This window comes from Serratia sp. BNK-33-b (assembly GCF_048684565.1).
Taxonomy (GTDB): domain Bacteria; phylum Pseudomonadota; class Gammaproteobacteria; order Enterobacterales; family Enterobacteriaceae; genus Serratia; species Serratia marcescens.
Window position 1 is genome coordinate 4,357,920 of record NZ_JBLQTZ010000001.1, and the last position, 18,976, is coordinate 4,376,895.

12 protein-coding genes are annotated in these 18,976 nt (G+C 61.9%); 9 read left to right on the forward strand and 3 right to left on the reverse strand.

The window, feature by feature from the left end; all coding sequences use genetic code 11:
• Positions 1-152: 152 nt before the first annotated feature.
• Positions 153-578 (reverse strand): ribonuclease E inhibitor RraB, encoded by a 426-nt coding sequence (gene rraB, locus ACMGGK_RS21055; RefSeq protein ID WP_004933365.1) that lies wholly within the window; start codon positions 576-578, stop codon positions 153-155.
• A 162-nt stretch (positions 579-740) separates the two neighbouring features.
• Between rraB and argF the strand changes: the two genes are divergently transcribed.
• From argF to ACMGGK_RS21085, 6 genes are all read left to right on the forward strand, one after another.
• Complete coding sequence (argF, locus tag ACMGGK_RS21060; protein ID WP_420277177.1) at positions 741-1,760, forward strand: ornithine carbamoyltransferase; 1,020 nt, start codon at positions 741-743, stop codon at positions 1,758-1,760.
• 196 nt (positions 1,761-1,956) lie between these two features.
• Positions 1,957-3,525, forward strand: coding sequence for an ABC transporter substrate-binding protein (locus tag ACMGGK_RS21065; RefSeq protein ID WP_239044187.1), 1,569 nt, complete (start codon positions 1,957-1,959; stop codon positions 3,523-3,525).
• Between the two features lie 289 nt (positions 3,526-3,814).
• Positions 3,815-4,750, forward strand: coding sequence for an aspartate carbamoyltransferase (gene pyrB, locus ACMGGK_RS21070; RefSeq protein WP_420277178.1), 936 nt, complete (start codon positions 3,815-3,817; stop codon positions 4,748-4,750).
• Between the two features lie 12 nt (positions 4,751-4,762).
• The gene (pyrI, locus tag ACMGGK_RS21075) at positions 4,763-5,227 is read left to right on the forward strand and encodes an aspartate carbamoyltransferase regulatory subunit (protein ID WP_004933377.1); all 465 of its coding nucleotides are present in this window, start codon (positions 4,763-4,765) and stop codon (positions 5,225-5,227) included.
• Between the two features lie 98 nt (positions 5,228-5,325).
• Positions 5,326-5,712: a 2-iminobutanoate/2-iminopropanoate deaminase gene (gene ridA / locus ACMGGK_RS21080; RefSeq protein WP_049300809.1), complete on the forward strand. Its 387-nt coding sequence runs from the start codon at positions 5,326-5,328 to the stop codon at positions 5,710-5,712.
• 203 nt (positions 5,713-5,915) lie between these two features.
• On the forward strand, positions 5,916-8,894 hold the full coding sequence (locus ACMGGK_RS21085; RefSeq protein ID WP_420277179.1) for an amino acid adenylation domain-containing protein: 2,979 nt from the start codon (positions 5,916-5,918) through the stop codon (positions 8,892-8,894).
• Positions 8,895-8,930: 36 nt separating this feature from the next.
• Here ACMGGK_RS21085 and ACMGGK_RS21090 read toward each other — a convergent pair whose 3' ends face one another.
• Positions 8,931-11,321 carry a beta-N-acetylhexosaminidase gene (locus ACMGGK_RS21090; protein WP_420277180.1) on the reverse strand — a complete coding sequence of 797 codons (2,391 nt, stop codon included), beginning with the start codon at positions 11,319-11,321 and terminating at the stop codon, positions 8,931-8,933.
• Positions 11,322-11,588: 267 nt separating this feature from the next.
• Positions 11,589-14,297, reverse strand: coding sequence for a magnesium-translocating P-type ATPase (gene mgtA, locus ACMGGK_RS21095; RefSeq protein WP_049300812.1), 2,709 nt, complete (start codon positions 14,295-14,297; stop codon positions 11,589-11,591).
• 424 nt (positions 14,298-14,721) lie between these two features.
• Here mgtA and treR point away from each other — a divergent pair, with 424 nt between their 5' ends.
• The 3 genes from treR (at position 14,722) to treC (ending at position 18,954) form a co-directional block, all read left to right on the forward strand.
• On the forward strand, positions 14,722-15,669 hold the full coding sequence (treR, locus tag ACMGGK_RS21100) for a trehalose operon repressor TreR (protein WP_016929286.1): 948 nt from the start codon (positions 14,722-14,724) through the stop codon (positions 15,667-15,669).
• Positions 15,670-15,806: 137 nt separating this feature from the next.
• The gene (treB, locus tag ACMGGK_RS21105) at positions 15,807-17,222 is read left to right on the forward strand and encodes a PTS trehalose transporter subunit IIBC (RefSeq protein ID WP_033638875.1); all 1,416 of its coding nucleotides are present in this window, start codon (positions 15,807-15,809) and stop codon (positions 17,220-17,222) included.
• 67 nt (positions 17,223-17,289) lie between these two features.
• Complete coding sequence (gene treC / locus ACMGGK_RS21110; RefSeq protein ID WP_420277181.1) at positions 17,290-18,954, forward strand: alpha,alpha-phosphotrehalase; 1,665 nt, start codon at positions 17,290-17,292, stop codon at positions 18,952-18,954.
• Positions 18,955-18,976: the final 22 nt, after the last annotated feature.

The following is an 18,976-nucleotide window of genomic DNA, read 5'->3' on the forward strand; positions in this document are numbered from 1 at the left end:
GTTGCAGCTAGGCGGCCAGCTCACTCATCCCCAGGAGCTTACTCAGGTAAGTGACTGGGGTGAGAGAGTGCAGCCAACAACGCTGCAGCTTGAAAGACGACGGGGATATCAGGGGCCGACGAGAGCCGGCCCATGTGAATAAGCGGGGTTAATTAGTGGCGTTTGCCGTCGTCGTCTTCGTCGATGTAGTCGCCGTCTTCGTCATCCTCACCGTCTTCACCGTTCGGATCTTCGAAGTAGGTGCCCCAGCCGTCGTAGTTGACGCCGCAGCGTTCCGCCAGCGCCACCAGCTGCTCGACCTGGGCGTCGATCAGTTCGGCGTTCAGGCCGACTTCGCTGATCACGTCGCAGCACATCACCAGCGAACCGTCTTCCACTTCCAGCTCTTCGGCGTCGGTCACTTCGTAGCCCAACTTGAAGGCTTCAACGGCGGCCTGCTCCAGAACCTCAAATTTCTCGGCGGACAGATGGTGCTCGATGGTGTAGAGCGCGTCCGGATCGCTGCCGTCTTCCAGCAGTTCTTCGATGATCAGGCGGGTCTCTTCACGTTGTTCTTCCAGCAATTCGCGGTTTGCCATGCCTATATCCTCAAGTCAAATGGCCTTCATTCCTTCTATTTTCACACACCGCCGACATTGCTTCCACGATAAACGTGAAAGATTTCCTCGCCGGGGTTGAAATTGAATATTCATACATATAAAGTGAATTTTAATTCAATTAAACAATCAGGGAATCGGACTATGAGCACCGGCAATGCGTTCTACCAACGTCACTTTCTGAGGTTAATGGATTTCACCCCCGCCGAACTGCAGGCGCTGCTGAAGCTGGCGGCCGATCTGAAGCAGGCCAAAAAGCAGGGGCGGGAACAGCGCCGGCTGCAGGGCAAAAACATTGCGCTCATCTTCGAAAAAGACTCGACCCGCACGCGATGCTCTTTCGAAGTTGCCGCATTCGATCAGGGCGCGCAGGTGACCTATCTCGGCCCAAGCGGCAGCCAGATCGGCCATAAAGAGTCGATGAAAGACACCGCCCGGGTGCTGGGCCGCCTGTACGACGGCATTCAGTATCGCGGCTACGGCCAGGCGCTGGTGGAAACCCTGGCGCAGCACGCCGGCGTGCCGGTGTGGAACGGCCTGACCGACGAGTTCCACCCTACCCAATTGCTGGCGGATCTGCTCACCGTGCAGGAACACCTGCCGGGCAAGGCGCTGAGTGAAGTGAAGCTGGCGTACGTCGGCGACGCGCGTAACAACATGGGCAACACGCTGCTGGAAGCCGCCGCGCTGGCGGGCATGGATCTGCGGCTGGTGGCGCCGAAGGCCTGCTGGCCGCAGCCGGAGCTGGTGGCCGAATGCCAGGCGCTGGCGCAGCAAACCGGCGCGAAACTCACCCTGACCGAAGACATCGCCGAAGGGGTGCAAGACGCCGACTTCCTCTACACCGACGTGTGGGTGTCGATGGGCGAACCGAAAGAAACCTGGCAAGAGCGTATCGCGCTGCTGCGGCCGTATCAGGTCAACATGGCGATGCTGAAACTGACCGGCAACCCGAACGTGAAGTTCCTGCACTGCCTGCCGGCGTTCCACGACGACCAAACCACGCTCGGCAAGCAGATGGCGCAACAGTACGATCTGCACGGCGGCATGGAAGTGACCGACGAGGTGTTCGAGTCGGCGCACAGCGTGGTGTTCGATCAGGCGGAAAACCGGCTGCATACCATCAAGGCGGTGCTGGTCGCCACGCTGAGCGATACCCTCTGACAATCCTCCTCCTCCGCCCTGGCGCCCCCGGCCAGGGCGGCTAATATATTCCAGGAATATCAAATAGCGCATTGACCTTTGCCCGCCGCCGGCAAAGGTTCTACCGTGACAGGCCGACGGCGCCCGCGCCGTAAAAACCAACGATAACAAACCGTTCGCAGCGCCGCCCAGCGGCGCCTTCAGGGGATACACACCGATGAAAGCCAAACTCTTGCCGCTGTTCCTGCTCGCCGCCCTGCCCGCCGCCGCGTTGGCCGCCACGCCGCCGAATACGCTGGTGGTGGTGCAATCGCTGGATGACATCGTCAGCCTCGATCCGGCGGAAGCCAACGAACTCTCCAGCATCCAGACGGTGCCCAGCCTGTATCAGCGGCTGGTGCAGGCGGATCGCGACGATCCGGCCAAGGTGGCGCCGGTGCTGGCGGAAAGCTGGCGGGGCGATGCGGCGGCCAAAACGCTGACGGTGAAACTGCGGCCGCAGGCGGCGTTCGCCTCCGGCAACCCGCTGACCGCCGACGACGTGATCTTCTCCTACAGCCGCGCGGTGAAAATGAACAAGTCGCCGGCGTTCATCCTCAACGTGCTCGGCTGGCAGCCGGACAACATCGACGCGCAGCTCAAGAAGATCGACGAACATACCGTGCAGCTGCGCTGGACGGCGGACGTCAGCCCGACGGTGGCGCTGAATATCCTCTCGACGCCGATCGCCTCGATCGTCGACAGCAAAGCGGCGCTGGCCAACGTCAAAGACGGCGACTTCGGCAACGCCTGGCTGAAGATGCACTCTGCCGGCAGCGGTCCGTTCAAGATGCGCGTCTATCAGCCGCACCAGGCGATCGTGCTGGACGCCAACCCCACCACGCCGGGCGACAAGCCGCAGCTGAAAAACATCATCATTAAAAACGTGCCGGATCCGGCCACCCGCCGCCTGCTGCTCCAGCAGGGCGACGCCGATATCGCCCGCGAACTGGGCGCCGACCAGACCGACACGCTGAAGAACCAGCCGGGCGTCAAGGTGCTGGAGATCCCGTCCGCCGAGCAAAACTATCTGGTGTTCAACACCGGCAACGGCGCCAACCCGCTGCTGAACAACCCGGCCTTCTGGGAAGCGGCGCGCTACCTGGTGGATTATCAGGGCATCACGAAGGATCTGCTGAAGGGCCAATACTTCGTGCACCAGAGCTTCCTGCCGGTCGGGCTGCCGGGCGCGCTGGAGACCAACCCGTTCAGCTACGATCCGGCCAAGGCGAAAGCCATCCTGGCCAAGGCGGGCATCACCCACGCCGCCTTTACGCTGGACGTGGAGAACAAACCGCCGTTCATCACCATCGCGCAGGCGCTGCAGGGCAGCTTCGCCGCCGCCGGCGTGAAGATCGAGCTGCTGCCGGCCGCGGGCAGCCAGGTTTACTCGCGCGTGCGCGCCAGGCAGCATCAGGCGGCGATCCGGCTATGGATCCCGGATTACTTCGACGCCCACTCCAACGCCAGCGCCTTCGCTTACAACGACGGCAAGAGCAGCACGGTGGCCGGGCTGAACGGCTGGCAGATCCCGCAGTTGAATAAGCAGACGCTGGCGGCGCTGGCCGAAGCCGATCCGGCCAAGCGCCGCGCGCTGTACACCGCCATGCAGCAGGAGCTGCAGCGCAGTTCGCCGTACGTGTTTATCGATCAGGCTAAAACCGAAGTGGTGCTGCGCGACAACGTCAAAGGCTATCAACAAGGGTTGAACGCCGACATGGTCTACTACGATCGCGTCAGCAAATAGCCGGCGAGCGGCCATCGCCGGCCAATCGATTGCGGGGCGGCAAAAAACGGCGTTTTAGCGCTTGCAGTGGCGAAAAGCGCGAGTATAATGCGCCACAATTTGCCAGGAGAAAGCATGAAAAACGACGTTTGTTTTGTTAGCCGCAATCGACAAAACCGACTGCCTATCGGCGGCCAGCTGCCGTTGTTTCTCCTGTTGCTAAACCGATCTTTTCAAGCCCCTCATTGAGGGGCTTTTTTTTGCCTTAAAAAGTCCCGCGCCACGGGCACGCGTCGAGGAGGAGTGAAAAATGGCCAACCCGCTGTATCACAAACACATCATCTCTATTAACGATCTCAGCCGCGAGGATCTGGAGCTGGTGCTGCGCACCGCCGCCGGTCTGAAAGCCAACCCGCAGCCGGAGCTGTTGAAACACAAGGTGATCGCCAGCTGCTTCTTCGAAGCCTCGACCCGTACCCGCCTGTCGTTCGAAACCTCGATGCACCGCCTCGGCGCCTCGGTGGTCGGTTTCGCCGACGGCAGCAACACCTCGCTCGGCAAGAAAGGCGAAACCCTGGCCGACACCATCTCGGTGATCAGCACCTACGTGGACGCCATCGTGATGCGCCATCCGCAGGAAGGCGCGGCGCGCATGGCCTCGGAGTTCTCCGGCAACGTGCCGGTGCTCAACGCCGGCGACGGCGCCAACCAGCACCCGACCCAGACCCTGCTGGATCTGTTCACCATCCAGGAAACCCAGGGCCGCCTGAGCAACCTCAGTATCGCCATGGTCGGCGACCTGAAGTACGGCCGCACCGTGCACTCGCTCACCCAGGCGCTGGCCAAGTTCGAAGGCAACCGCTTCTACTTCATCGCCCCGGACGCGCTGGCGATGCCGGCCTACATCCTGAAAATGCTGGAAGAGAAAAGCATCGAGTACAGCCTGCACGGCAGCATTGAAGAAGTGGTGCCGGAGCTGGATATTCTCTACATGACCCGGGTGCAGAAAGAGCGCCTCGATCCGTCCGAGTACGCCAACGTGAAGGCGCAGTTCGTGCTGCGCGCCGCGGATCTGGCCGGCGCGCGCGCCAACCTCAAGGTGCTGCACCCGCTGCCGCGCATCGACGAGATCGCCACCGACGTGGATAAAACGCCGCACGCTTACTACTTCCAGCAGGCGGGCAACGGCATCTTCGCCCGCCAGGCGCTGCTGGCGCTGGTGCTCAACGCAGATTTGGCTCTTTAAGGGGGAACCGCCATGACTCATGACAACAAACTGCAGGTCGAAGCGATCAAATGCGGCACGGTAATCGACCACATTCCGGCGCAGATCGGTTTCAAACTGCTGACGCTGTTCAAGCTGACCGCCACCGACCAGCGCATCACCATCGGCCTGAACCTGCCCTCCAACGAGCTGGGCCGCAAGGATCTGATCAAGATCGAGAACACCTTCCTGACCGAGCAGCAGGCCAACCAACTGGCGATGTACGCGCCGAAGGCCACGGTAAACCGCATCGACAACTATGAAGTGGTGCGCAAGCTGACCCTCAGCCTGCCGGACCACATCGACGGCGTGCTGACCTGCCCGAACGGCAACTGCATCAGCCGCAGCGAGCCGGTGGCGTCGAGCTTCAGCGTCAAATCGCGCGGCGGCGAAGTGCACCTGAAATGCCGCTACTGCGAAAAAGAGTTCGAGCATCAGGTGGTGTTGCAGGCCGACTAAGCCCGGCATGGGCGCCGGGAGATGGCGCTGTCATTCTCCCGGTGACGCCCTATAATGGGATTTCTGGATAGAACAATCCTCGTTTATCAGGAGAAAACATGTCACGTAACATCAGCACTGAACTCGCCCCGGCAGCCATTGGTCCTTACGTGCAGGGCGTTGATCTGGGCAGCATGATCATCACTTCCGGCCAGATCCCGGTCGATCCGAAAACCGGCGCCGTCGCCGACGACGTCGCCGCACAGGCGCGCCAGTCGCTGGAAAACGTCAAGGCGATCGTCGAAGCCGCCGGCCTGCTCGTTGCCGACATCGTGAAAACCACCGTGTTCGTGAAAGACCTGAACGACTTCGCCACCGTCAACGCCGCGTACGAAGCCTTCTTCACCGAGCACAGCGCGCCGTTCCCGGCCCGCTCCTGCGTAGAAGTGGCGCGTCTGCCGAAAGACGTGAAGATCGAAATCGAAGCCATCGCCGTGCGTCGTTAATCGACGCGCACGCGAATCACGGTCAGCTTCGGCTGGCCGTTTTTATTGATAATAATTTTTTAACCCAATTAATTTATAGCGATAGCGTAATATCGTTCACATTTACAATTCCCTAATAAAAATACGCCTATAATTTTTTTTCACCCGGCCGGGTCATTGCTGTTTCATTTCGTTCACTTCGTGAATAATGACAGGAGATAACCATGGCACCTAGCGTATTGGATTATTTTATCCAACAAGCTTCCCGTTATCCGGAAAAACTTGCCGTCGTCGGCGATAATAAGCGCCTGACCTACCGTCAATTGGATGAAGCCAGCAGCGCACTGTGCGCGCTGTTGCTACGGCGGGGCGTGGCGCCCGGCAGCTATGTGCCGCTCGTCACGCTGCGCACGCCGGAAATGCTGATCGGTATGTTGGCGATCGTCAAAGCCGGCGCAGGCTATATTCCCATCGACGCCCGTTACCCGGAAAAAAGAATACAGGATATCGTTACGCAAAGCGGTTCCCCTTTAATACTCGCCAGCAACGCGACGATAGCGCTTTCGGAAAATAACTTCAGCGAGGATATTATTTATATTGATAATATATCAATTTCTCCGCAGGAGAATATAACGTTAATTTCTCCGTCTCCCGATGCCATCGTTTATCTCATTTTCACTTCAGGCACCACCGGCAAACCGAAAGGTGTGCTGATAGAACATCAGTCGCTGCTGAATTTAATTCTCTGGCATAACAAGCAATTCGCTATGGATGCCGAAAGTCGTTCTACGCTGATCGCCGGCTTGAGTTTCGACGTTGCGCAATGGGAGATCTGGTCGCCTCTGACCAGCGGCGGCACATTGTATCTGCCCCCGGAAGACGCTCGCCTGCAGCCGGAAGTCCTGCTGGCCTACTTTGCCGAACAGGGCATTACCCACGCCAGCCTGCCCGCCGTACTGGTCGCCGAAGTGGTCGGCGCGCCGCAACCGGCCAATATGGCGCTGCGGTATCTGTTCAGCTCAGGGGAGAAACTTCATCCGGTCGATCTGCGCGGCATCGATTATTCATTGATCGATTACTACGGCCCGACGGAAGCCACCATATTCGCCACCTGCAACCGGGTGGCTTGCGCCACGCAAAACCCGCCCGCCAGCATTGGGCGGCCCATCGGCGATACCGAAATCTTCATCCTCGATGACCGACTGCAGCCCGTGATCGGCGATCGCCCCGGCGAGCTGTATATCAGCGGCCGCTGTCTGGCCCGCGGCTACCTGAACAATCCGGCGTTGACCGCCGAGTGCTTCATCACCCCGCCTCACTTCGCCGGATTGCGCCTGTACCGCAGCGGCGATCGGGCTCGTTGGCTGGCGGATGGCCGCATTCAATATCTGGGCCGTATCGACGATCAGGTCAAAATCCGCGGCAATCGCATTGAACTGGGCGAAATCGAAAACGCCATGCTGCAGGTTGCGGGCATCCGTAAAGCGGTGGCCGCCGTGGCGACGGCAGATGATCCGCTGGGCAAGAAAATCGTGGCGTTTCTGGTCGCGGAGTGTGACGGCGAAAACGTGATCGCACGCGTCCGACAGAAACTGAAAGAAACGCTGCCCACCGCATTTCTGCCCGCCGATTATCGTTTACTGCAACACATGCCGCTGAACAACAACGGCAAAATCGACAAAACGGCTCTGTTGGCGCATTACCAACCGGTCAGCGCCGGCGTTGCGCAGCCGCTGACCGCCGATCAGCGCATCGTCGCCGATCTCTGGCGTTCGTTGCTGAAAGTGGAACAGCCCGCAACCGACGATGATTTTTTCTCGCTGGGCGGCCATTCGCTGTTGGCGGCCAAGCTGATGACGGCGCTGGCCGAGGCATTTGCCGTCGAGACTTCGGTGCACGACATCTATGAATATCCCACTCTGGGCGCCCTGGCGCAGGCACTGGCACAACGCAGAGACCGGCAACCGACACAGCGGCAAGGCGAAGCGCGTGCCTTACAGGATGATGTGTATTTGCCGTCGGATCTCGTCATCGATCCGACGTTCGATCCGCGGCAAATCAGCGCGCCGCGCGCCATTTTGCTGACCGGCGCCACCGGCTTCGTCGGCGCGCATCTGTTGGCCGATCTGCTGCGCACCACCGACGCCGAGCTGTACTGTCTGGTGCGCGACGGCGCCAAACTGCCGCCGAGACAGCGGCTGGAGGCGGTGCTGCAGCGCTACCGGATCGCACTGAACGCCAGCCAGCACGCGCGCATTCATATCGTGCCTGGCAACGTAGCGGAACACGACTTTTCGCTGACGCCGGCGGCCTACAGGGCGTTAAGCCGAGATATCGATCTGATTTACCATTCGGCCAGCGCGGTGAATTTTATCCAGCCTTACGCCTACATGAAGCGCGACAACGTGCAGGGCCTGCGGGAAATCATTCGCTTCGCGGCGCATAGCCGCACCAAGCCGCTGATGCTGCTGTCGACCATCTCCGTATACAGCTGGGGGCATCTGCACACCGGCAAGCGGGTGATGCGGGAAAGCGACGATATCGACCAAAACCTGCCGGCGGTCAGCCGCGATATCGGCTACGTGCGCAGCAAATGGGTGATGGAGAAAATCGCCGATTTGGCGGCGGCGCAAGGCCTGCCGCTGATGACCTTCCGCCTGGGCTACGCCACCTGCCACAGCCGTACCGGCGTCAACGCCGATTATCAATGGTGGGGACGGCTGGTGAAAACCTGCATCAGCAGCGGCACGGTACCGGATTTACGGGATATGCGCGAAGGGTTGACCACGGTGGATTACATGACCCGGGCCATCGCCCACGTCTCTCGCAATCCGCAGGCGCTGGGGCAGAAATTCAACCTGATCCATCAAGGTGACAATAATCTGACGCTGCGTGAGTTTTTCAGCCTGCTGGAGCGCGAGTTCGGTTATCGTTTTCGTCCCTTGCCCTTCGCACAGTGGCGGGCCCAATGGGAAAACGACAGCGACGCGCCGCTCTACCCGCTGCTCAGCCTGTTCAAGGATCCTATGGTGGACGAGCTATCGACGGTGGAGCTCTATCAAGACACCTATCGGTGGGACTGCAGCAACCTGCAACGCTTCCTGCAGGGCAGCGGTATCGATGAGCCGCGCTTCACCCGCCAGCTGCTGCTGAATTACCTGCAGCACGCCATCGGGTATGCGCCGCTGTCGCTACAGGCGTAACAAAACCGGGGCTCAACTGGCCGAGCCCCGTCACCCTCACTCCGTTTTAAGCCCCCGCAGCAGCGCCTCCAGCGGGTACACCGCCGCAATCACCACTTCGTCGCGGGTCTGCGCCGCCGCATCCAGCCGGCGCTGCGCTCGTTCTGCCTCTGCTCGGCTCAGCGGTTTATCCTGCTGATAGCGCTCCAGCAGCGTTAACCCCAATGCGGCCAGGGCATCGACGTCCTGCGCCACCGGCGCCAGCTCCCGCAGCGTGCGGTTGCCCGCGATCGCCGTCTGCAGCGCCGCGCCGTTCGCCTGCCAGCGCTGCAGCCGTTCGCGCAGCGCCTGCGCCGCCGCCTTATCGCGCTTATCCTTCAGCAAGGCCGCGACCTGGGCATGCATGGCGCGCACCGCCTCGCTCTCCGGCGGCAGCGCATCGGCAAAGCGGTTCAGCGGTTCGAACTGATGATAGTTGCCGGCCTGGAACTTCAGGTGCTGGCGGGTGTAATACTGCGCCGGTTCCACCGCCTCGGCCAGGATCTGCAGCGGCACGATCTGCACGCTGTTGCTCAGCCGGGTGAATTCGCGCGCCGTTTCCGCGTGCTGCTGCAGGCCGACCGACACCACCGACCAGGCGTCGATCGCCGCCAGCCGCCGGTACATGTTGCTTTCGTCGGTGACGTCCTGCGCCGACCACAGCCGCTCCGCCACCGCAAAGGCGCGCGGCCACAGCTTAAGATCGATCAGCGGCGCGCGCACGTTTTCCGCCCACAGCGCCGCTTCCCCGCCGAGAATGTTGGCCTGCCCCTTCTCATCCGGCACCACCGGCATCTTGCCCGCTGGCGCCGCCGCCAGTTTCTCGCCCTGGGTGGGGTAACGCACGTTGCCGACCAACGTATAGCCGCTGAGCTTGTCCTGTTGCAGCGTAAACACCGGCCGTGTGTCGCCCATCCAGGTATCGACGCGGAACGTCACCAGCTGCGGCGTGCGCCAGACGATATCGTGCACCGCGCGGCGCGATTTGCCGTTGAAATCGATAAAGCCGCGCCAGCCCTGCTTGCCCTCGATCAGCGTGAAGCTGCCCTCCACCGCGCTGCCCTTCAGGCGCGGCATGCTGAAACGCCAGCTTTGTGCCTGCTCGCCGGGTTGTACCGCCGTCTCAACCCCCAGCGGCTGCGGCAGAATTTCATTGCGGTAGTGATAGGCGGTGCTTTGCGGCTGATCGAGGTAGAAACCGGTGGAGAGGATGCCCTGATAGCCATCCTGCGCGCTGGCGCCCAGCGAGTCTTGCCCTTGCCAGGACTGAATGACGATCGAACGCGGCAGCGACGGATGGTAGATCTCGTCCCAGCCGACCATCTGCCGCTGGTGCTTCTCGAGGATCTTTTCCAGCTTCTGGTTGAAGTAGGCCTGCAGCGCATGGGTATCCGCCAGCCCGTTCTGCTGCATAAACGCCTGAATCGACGGCGACGCCCGCCACTGGCTGGCGTCCACTTCGTCGCCGCCGATGTGCAGATAAGGATCGGGGAAGATCGCCGCCAGCTCGCCGACGATCGTATCGACAAACTGATAAACCTCGTCGCGGGTTGGATCGAGCGTCGGCTTATGCACGCCCCACTCGCGCTCCATGCGATACGGCCCCGGCGCGCTCATCAGGTCGGGATAGGCCACCGCGATGCTGGAGGCGTGCCCCGGCATGTCGATCTCCGGCACCACGCGAATGCCGCGCGCCGTGGCGTAAGCCACCACCTGCTGCATCTGCTCACGGGTGTAGAACTGGCCGTCGCTGGCCTGCTGCTGCAATTTAGGGTAATGCTCGGAGGCGAAGCGCCAGCCCTGATCGTCGGTCAGGTGCCAGTGGAATACGTTGAGCTTGGCCGCCGCCATGCCGTCGAGCTGGCGCAAAATGTCCGGCAGCGGCAGGAAATGGCGCGCCGAATCCAGCAGCACGCCGCGCCACGGAAAACGCGGCACGTCGCGAATATCCACCAATGGCAGGAAAGTGTTTTGCCCGTCGGTCTGCAGCAACTGCAGCAGGGTCTCCATGCCGCGCAGCGCGCCGAAGCGGGTGTTGGCGGTCAGCGTGGCGCCCTGCGGTGTGACCGCCAGCCTGTAACTCTCATCGCTGCCCGGCAGCGGCTGCGCCGCCACCCGATCCTTGATCACCACCCTGATCGCCGCGCCGTTTGCTTCTTCCCTCGGCGCCAGCGTCCAGCCGGTCTGCAGTTCGATGCGTTGCCGCCAGCGCGGCAGCGCGTCGCCCAAGTCGTCACCCTGCAGCGTCAGGGACAAACGGTGATCCAAAACCAGCTTGCCCGCCGGTTGCGTCACTTCCACCTGCTGCGGCCAGGGCATCAGCGGCAGATCGCCCGCCGGCTGCGCCAGCGCGCCACAAGAAAACCATAACGATGAAGCCAGTAGCGTATAACGGAAAGGTCTGTGCATCGGAAATTCCTCAGAGGAAAAAAACAAAATATCCCCAATGAATTTCAAACCACCGCTAGGCGGCAAGCGCCCGCATCCCCAGGCGCTTAGGTCTGCTAAGTAACTGGGGGGCGGGCGTACAGCCAACAACGCGGTGGCTTGAAAGGCGCAGGGGAAAACAGCCAACGCTGTAGATAAAGACTCAGCACAGAACAGATGTCCAACCGTTGCGGTGAAAAAGCGGACGGGATCACAGTTGCCCCCTCCCGGCCGGAGGGGGCGAACGGGTTATTGCCAGCCGTAGCGGCGCACGAACCAGCCTTTCACGCACTGGGTCAGCACCATGTAACCGGCGAGGATCAGCACCAGCCACGGGAAGTAGCCGAGCGGCAGCGCCTGCAGCTGCAGGAAGCCGGCCAGCGGTGAGAACACCAGGCCGATGCCGGTGGCGATCACCGCCAGCGTCATGATGCACAGCGGCCAGGACGGGCGGCTCTGGATAAACGGAATTTTGCGCGTGCGGATCATGTGCACGATCAGCGTCTGCGACAGCAGCCCTTCCACGAACCAGCCGGACTGGAACAGCGTTTGCATTTCCGGCGTATTGGCCTTGAATACCCACCACATCAGGCTGAAGGTCAGCACGTCGAAAATTGAACTGATCGGCCCAAAGAACACCATAAACCGCCCCAGATCGGCGGAGTTCCAGCGCTGCGGCTGGGTGATCTGATCGTCGTCGACGTTATCGAACGGGATGGCGATCTGCGAGATGTCGTACATCAGGTTCTGAATCAACAGATGCAGCGGCAACATCGGCAGAAACGGCAGGAAGGCGCTGGCGATCAGCACGCTGAACACGTTGCCGAAGTTGGAGCTGGCGGTCATCTTGATGTATTTCAGCATGTTGGCGAAGGTGCGGCGCCCTTCGATCACCCCTTGCTCCAGCACCATCAGGCTTTTTTCCAGCAGGATGATGTCCGCCGCTTCCTTGGCGATGTCCACCGCCGAATCGACGGAGATGCCGATATCGGCCGCGCGCAGCGCCGGCGCGTCATTGATGCCGTCGCCCATAAAGCCCACCACGTGCCCCTGGCGGCGCAGCAGTTTGACGATGCGCTCCTTGTGCAGCGGCGTCAGCTTGGCGAACACCGTGGTGCGCGCCGCCGCCTGCGCCAGCTGCTCGTCGTCCATCTGCTCGATCTCGCTGCCGCGCAGCAGATGATCGGCCTCGAGCCCGACGTCACGGCACACTTTGGCGGCCACCAGCTCGTTGTCGCCGGTGAGGATCTTCACCGTGACGCCGTTCTGTTTCAGCGCCGCCAGCGCCGGTGCGGTGCTTTCCTTCGGCGGATCGAGGAAGGCGACGTAGCCTTCGAGGATCAGATCCGACTCGTCCGCCACGCCGTATTCATGGGTTTGCGCCGGCAGGATCTTGTTGGCCACTGCCACCACCCGCAGCCCCTGCTGGTTGAGATCGTCGGTGATGCGGCGGATCCTCGCCAGCAGCGCCTCGCTCAGCGGGATCACCTCGTCTTCGTGGCGCACGTGGCTGCAAATCGCCAGCATCTCTTCCAGCGCGCCCTTGCACACCAGCTCGTGATACTCGTTGTCTTTGGCCACCACCACCGACATGCGGCGGCGCACGAAGTCGAACGGGATCTCATCCACCTTACGGTAGTTTTGCAGCGCCTCCGGCTGCCGGTTCTGCTCCGCGCAGCTCAGCACCGCCACGTCGAGCAGGTTTTTCAGCCCGGTCTGGTAGAAGCTGTTCAGCCAGGCGTAGCGCAGCACCCGCTCGCTGCCGGCGCCGAACGCATCGGTATGGCGCTCCAGCACGATCTTGTCCTGGGTCAGGGTGCCGGTCTTGTCGGTGCACAGAATATCCATGGCGCCGAAGTTCTGGATGGCGTCCAGCCGTTTGACGATCACCTTCTGGCGCGACAGCTTCACCGCCCCTTTGGCCAGCGTCGAGGTGACGATCATCGGCAGCATCTCCGGCGTCAGCCCGACCGCCACCGACAGCGCGAACAGCGCCGCCTCCCACCAGTCGCCCTTGGTGTAGCCGTTGATCAGCAGCACGATCGGCGTCATCACCAGCATAAAGCGGATCAGCAGCCAACTGACCTTGCTGATGCCGCTCTGGAAGGCGTTCGGCTGCTCATCCTGGCTGGTGACGCGCTGCGCCAGCTGGCCGAAATAGGTGCCGCCGCCGGTACCAATCACCATCGCCAGCGCGGTGCCGCTGACCACGTTGGTGCCCATGAAGCACAGGTTCTGGCAGTCGAGCGGATCGGCCGCCAACAATTGCGGCGCGGCGGATTTCTCCACCGGCAGCGATTCGCCGGTCAGCGCCGCCTGGCTGATGAACAGATCCTTGGCCGACAGCACGCGCAGATCCGCCGGGATCATGTCGCCGGCCGCCAGCTTGATGATGTCGCCCGGCACCAGCTGTGCGATCGGCAGCTCCACGTGTTCGCTCTTGCCGGTGTGCGCGTCGCTGCGGATCACCGTGGCGGTGTTGCTCACCATGGCCTTCAGCGCATCGGCCGCCCGGTTGGAGCGCGCCTCCTGGATGAAGTTCAGCAACGTGGAGATCAGCACCATCAGCGCGATCACCAAGGCGCCGGTGAGATCCTCGGTAGCGTAAGAGATCATGCCGAGCGCGGTCAGCAGCAGGTTGAACGGGTTGCGGTAGCAGTGCCACAGGTGCTGCCACCAGGCCTCTTTCTGCTGATCGTCGATGACGTTCTCGCCGCAGCGCCGGCGAACCTGTTCCGCCTCATGGGCGGTGATGCCTTCCGGGTGGCTGTGAAAACGCTCAAACAGCTGCATCGTCTCTGCGGCGGCGCATGCCAGCCGCTGCTGCGCCAGGCCGGCAGGCATATCGCGCGCAGCGCCGCTGACGCCGTCCAGCAAGCTGTCGCGGCGCACCAAACGGTGCGGGAGGCTGCGGGCGAACAGGCCCAGCAGCTGACGGGGGAGTTTTTTCAGTTTCATGGTTCGCACCTCGTCGCCCGGTGCCTCACGGCAGCGGGTAAACGGGGATCGTCATCGGCCGGGCGGATGGCGGGTGCGCCAAAAAGCCTCTGCCAACGCAGATCCTTATTATTTTTTTCAGCAGCAGGAGCGAACGACGAAGCGCGCGCTACCGGTTACCGTGATGTACTTCACCGGTAAAACAGCAGCGCCAGGCGGAGAGGTTTTACCGGAGAACCGAGTGAGTGTCTAAAGCAGTCGGGTCGGGGTCCATATGGGGTATAACCTCCGGTAAAGGGAAAAACAGAGCGGCAGGAGCGGCCGTTCAGCGCAGTGCAACAATCCCGTTTTGCATCAAGATCCCCGTAGGAAAATGAGCTATGCTGACGGGCATTGTTTTACAGGCCGTTATGTTACGCCTGTCCACTTCAACGAAAAGTAAACCATGCAAAACCGGCTGACCATCAAGGACATCGCACGCCTGAGCGGCGTAGGCAAATCCACCGTCTCACGCGTGTTGAACAATGAAGGCAGCGTGAGCCCGCAAACCCGTGAACGGGTGGAAGCGGTGATCCGTCAGCAAGGGTTTACCCCCTCCAAGTCGGCGCGCGCCATGCGCGGCCAGAGCGACAAAGTGGTGGGCATCATCGTTTCCCGTCTCGATTCGCCGTCGGAGAACCAGGCGGTGCGCACCATGCTGCCGCTGCTGTACCAGCAGGGCTTCGATCCGATCGTGATGGAGAGCCAGTTCGAAACTCGTCTGGTGCAGGAGCATCTGCACGTACTGCATCAGCGCAACGTCGACGGCGTGATCCTGTTCGGCTTCACCGGCCTGACCGCGGCGATGCTCAAGCCGTGGCAGGAAAAAATGGTGGTGATGGTGCGCGAATATGACGGCTTCTCGTCCGTCTGCTATGACGACGCCGGCGCGGTGAACCTGTTGATGGATCGCCTGTATCAACAAGGGCATCGGCATATTGGCTATCTGGGGGTGCAGCTCAGCGACGCCACCACCGGCCAGCGCCGCTATCAGGCCTATCTCGACGCCTGTGAACGCCTCACGCTCACGCCGCGCGCCACGCTGGGCGAGCTGAGCTACCAGAGCGGTTTCCAGCACGCCGCCGAAGTGATCGATGCGCACACCAGCGCGCTGATTTGCGCCTCCGACAGCATCGCCCTGGGGGCGATCAAATACCTGCAACAACAGCCGGCGCGCGCCATCCAGGTATGCGCCATCGGCAACACCCCGCTGCTCAGCTTCCTGTTCCCCGACACCCTGTCGGTGGAGTTCGGCTACGGCAGCGCCGGCCTGTTGGCGGCGCAGCAGCTGCTGGCGCAGCTCAGCGGCGAACAGGGGATCCGCCGCCTGGTGGTGCCCAGCAAACTTTCCTGACGACCTGCTTAGAAGTTGACCATTTTTTGTCATTTTGTGATCCTCGCCCCAAACCGGGAACGTTCCCATTTCATTCAAAAAGCCGAGTGGCTAAGCTTTGATCATTACTCAGTCAACACCTCTGCAGGTATCCCATAATGAGCAAAGTAAAACAGCAGGATATTGATCGCCTGATTGTTTTGGTCGGCGGCCGCGAGAACATCGCCACCGTCAGCCATTGCATTACCCGGCTGCGTTTCGTCCTCAACGATCCCAATAAGGCGAAACCGAAAGAGATCGAAGCGCTGCCGATGGTCAAAGGGTGCTTCACCAACGCCGGGCAGTTCCAGGTGGTGATCGGCACCGACGTCGGCGACTACTATCAGGCCCTGATCGCCAGCACCGGCGTCAACGAGGCCGACAAGGAACAGGCCAAGGTGGCCGCGCGCCAGAACATGACCTGGTCTGAGCGCACCATCTCCCACTTCGCCGAAATCTTCTTCCCGCTGCTGCCGGCGCTGATCAGCGGCGGTCTGATCCTCGGCTTCCGCAACGTGATCGGCGACATCCCGATGTCCGGCGGCCAAACGCTGGCGCAGATGCATCCGGCGTGGAAAACCGTTTACGACTTCCTGTGGCTGCTCGGTGAAGCGATCTTCATGTTCCTGCCGGTGGCCATCTGCTGGTCGACGGTGAAAAAGATGGGCGGCACGCCGGTGCTCGGCATCGTGCTGGGCGTCACCCTGGTGTCGCCGCAGCTGATGAACTCCTACCTGCTCGGCCAGCAAACGCCGGAAGTGTGGAACTTCGGCTGGTTCGTGATCCAGAAAGTGGGTTATCAGGCGCAGGTGATCCCGTCGATCCTGGCGGGCATGGCGCTGGGCTGGATCGAAACCCGGCTGAAAAAGATCGTCCCCGACTATCTCTATCTGGTGGTGGTGCCGGTGGTTTCGCTGCTGCTGGCGGTGTTCCTGGCGCACGCGCTGATCGGGCCGTTCGGCCGCATGATCGGCGATGGCGTCGCCTGGGCGGTGAAAGCGGTGATGACCGGCAGCTTCGCGCCGGTGGGCGCCGCGCTGTTCGGCTTCCTGTATGCGCCGCTGGTGATCACCGGCGTGCACCAGACCACGCTGGCTATCGACATGCAGATGATCCAGAGCATGGGCGGCACCCCGGTGTGGCCGCTGATTGCGCTGTCCAACATCGCGCAGGCCTCGGCAGTGCTCGGCATCATCATCATCAGCCGCAAGGCCAATGAGCGTGAAATTTCGGTGCCGGCGGCGATCTCCGCCTACCTCGGCGTGACCGAACCGGCGATGTACGGCATCAACCTCAAATACCGCTTCCCGATGCTGTGCGCGATGATCGGCTCCGCGATCGCGGGCCTGATCTGCGGCCTGGACGGCGTAATGGCCAACGGCATCGGCGTCGGTGGCCTGCCGGGCATCCTGTCTATCAAGCCGCAGTTCTGGCTGATTTACTCGCTGGCGATTCTGGTGGCGATCGTCATCCCGCTGGTGCTGACCATCATGGTCTACAAACGCAAGGCCGCCCGCGGCGAGCTGCCGGTTTGATTCACGCAATATGAATGTAGGAGCCTGCTCGCGCAGGCTCGTTGTCACGATTCAAAGGTATTGATCTATGAGCAACCCAACCCCTTGGTGGCAGAACGGCGTCATCTACCAAATTTATCCGAAGAGTTTTCAGGACAGCACCGGCAACGGCTACGGCGATTTGGCCGGCGTGACCCGGCGGCTGGACTATCTGCAGGAACTGGGCGTCGATGCCATCTGGCTGACGCCGGTCTACGTATCGCCGCAGGTGGACAACGGGTATGACGTGGCGGACTACTGCGCCATCGATCCGGCTTACGGCACGATGGCGGACTTCGAGCAGTTGGTCACCGCCGCCCACCAGCGCGGCATCCGCATCGTGATGGACATGGTGTTCAACCACACCTCGACCGAGCACCCGTGGTTCAAGGCCGCGCAGGATCGCCACAGCCCGTATCGCCAGTTCTACGTCTGGCGCGACGGCGAAGGCGATACGCCGCCGAACAACTGGCGCTCCAAGTTCGGCGGCAACGCCTGGCAGTGGCACGCCGACAGCGGCCAGTACTACCTGCACCTGTTCGCCGCCGAGCAGGCGGATCTCAACTGGGAGCACCCGCCGGTGCGCGAAGAGCTGAAGAAAGTGTGTCAGTTCTGGGCGGACAAAGGCGTCGACGGCCTGCGCCTCGACGTGATCAACCTGGTGTCCAAACAGCAGGACTTCCCGTCCGACAGCCAGGGCGACGGCCGCCGCTTCTATACCGACGGCCCGCGCATCCACGAGTTCCTGCAGGAGATGAGCCGCGAGGTGTTTCAGCCGCGCGGCCTGATGACGGTGGGCGAGATGTCCTCCACCACGCTTGAGCATTGCCAGCGCTACGCGGCGCAGAGCGGCGAAGAGCTGTCGATGACCTTCAACTTCCACCACCTGAAGGTGGACTACGCCGGCGGCGAAAAATGGACGCGGGCGGCGCCGGATTACGTGGAGCTGAAGCAGATCTTCCGCCACTGGCAGCAAGGAATGCATAACCGCGCCTGGAACGCGCTGTTCTGGTGCAACCACGATCAGCCGCGCATCGTGTCACGCTTCGGCGATGAAGGCGCACTGCGGCTGCCGGCCGCCAAAATGCTGGCGATGGTGCTGCACGGCATGCAGGGCACGCCTTATATCTACCAGGGTGAAGAACTCGGCATGACCAACCCCGGCTTCCGCGCCATTGAACAGTATCGCGACGTGGAAAGCCTGAACATGTACGCTGAACTGCGCGCTCAGGGCCGCAGCGACGCCGAGCTGCTGGCGATCCTGGCCGACAAATCGCGCGACAACGGCCGTACGCCGATGCAGTGGAGCGCCGCGCCGCACGCCGGTTTCACCACCGGCACGCCGTGGATCGGCTGCGCCGAGAACTACCCGCAGATCAACGCCGAAGCGGCGCTGGCCGACCTCGACTCGGTGTTTTACGCCTACCGCCAGCTGATCACCCTGCGCAAGCAGTACCCGCTGCTGACCCACGGCGACTATCAGGATCTGGCACCGGAACACCCGGCACTGTGGTGCTATCAGCGCAGCTGGAACGGCCAGCGCCTGCTGGTAGCGGCCAACCTGAGCCGCGAGCCGCAGGCCTGGACGGCGGCGGGCGTGGAGCCTTCAGCCCAGTGGCGCCCGCTGATGAGCAACTACAGCGACTCGGCAGACCAGCCGCAGGCGCTGACGCTGCGGCCGTTCGAAGCGGTGTGGTGGCTGCTCGAAGACTAACCCCGAAGGGCGCGGCGAGCGC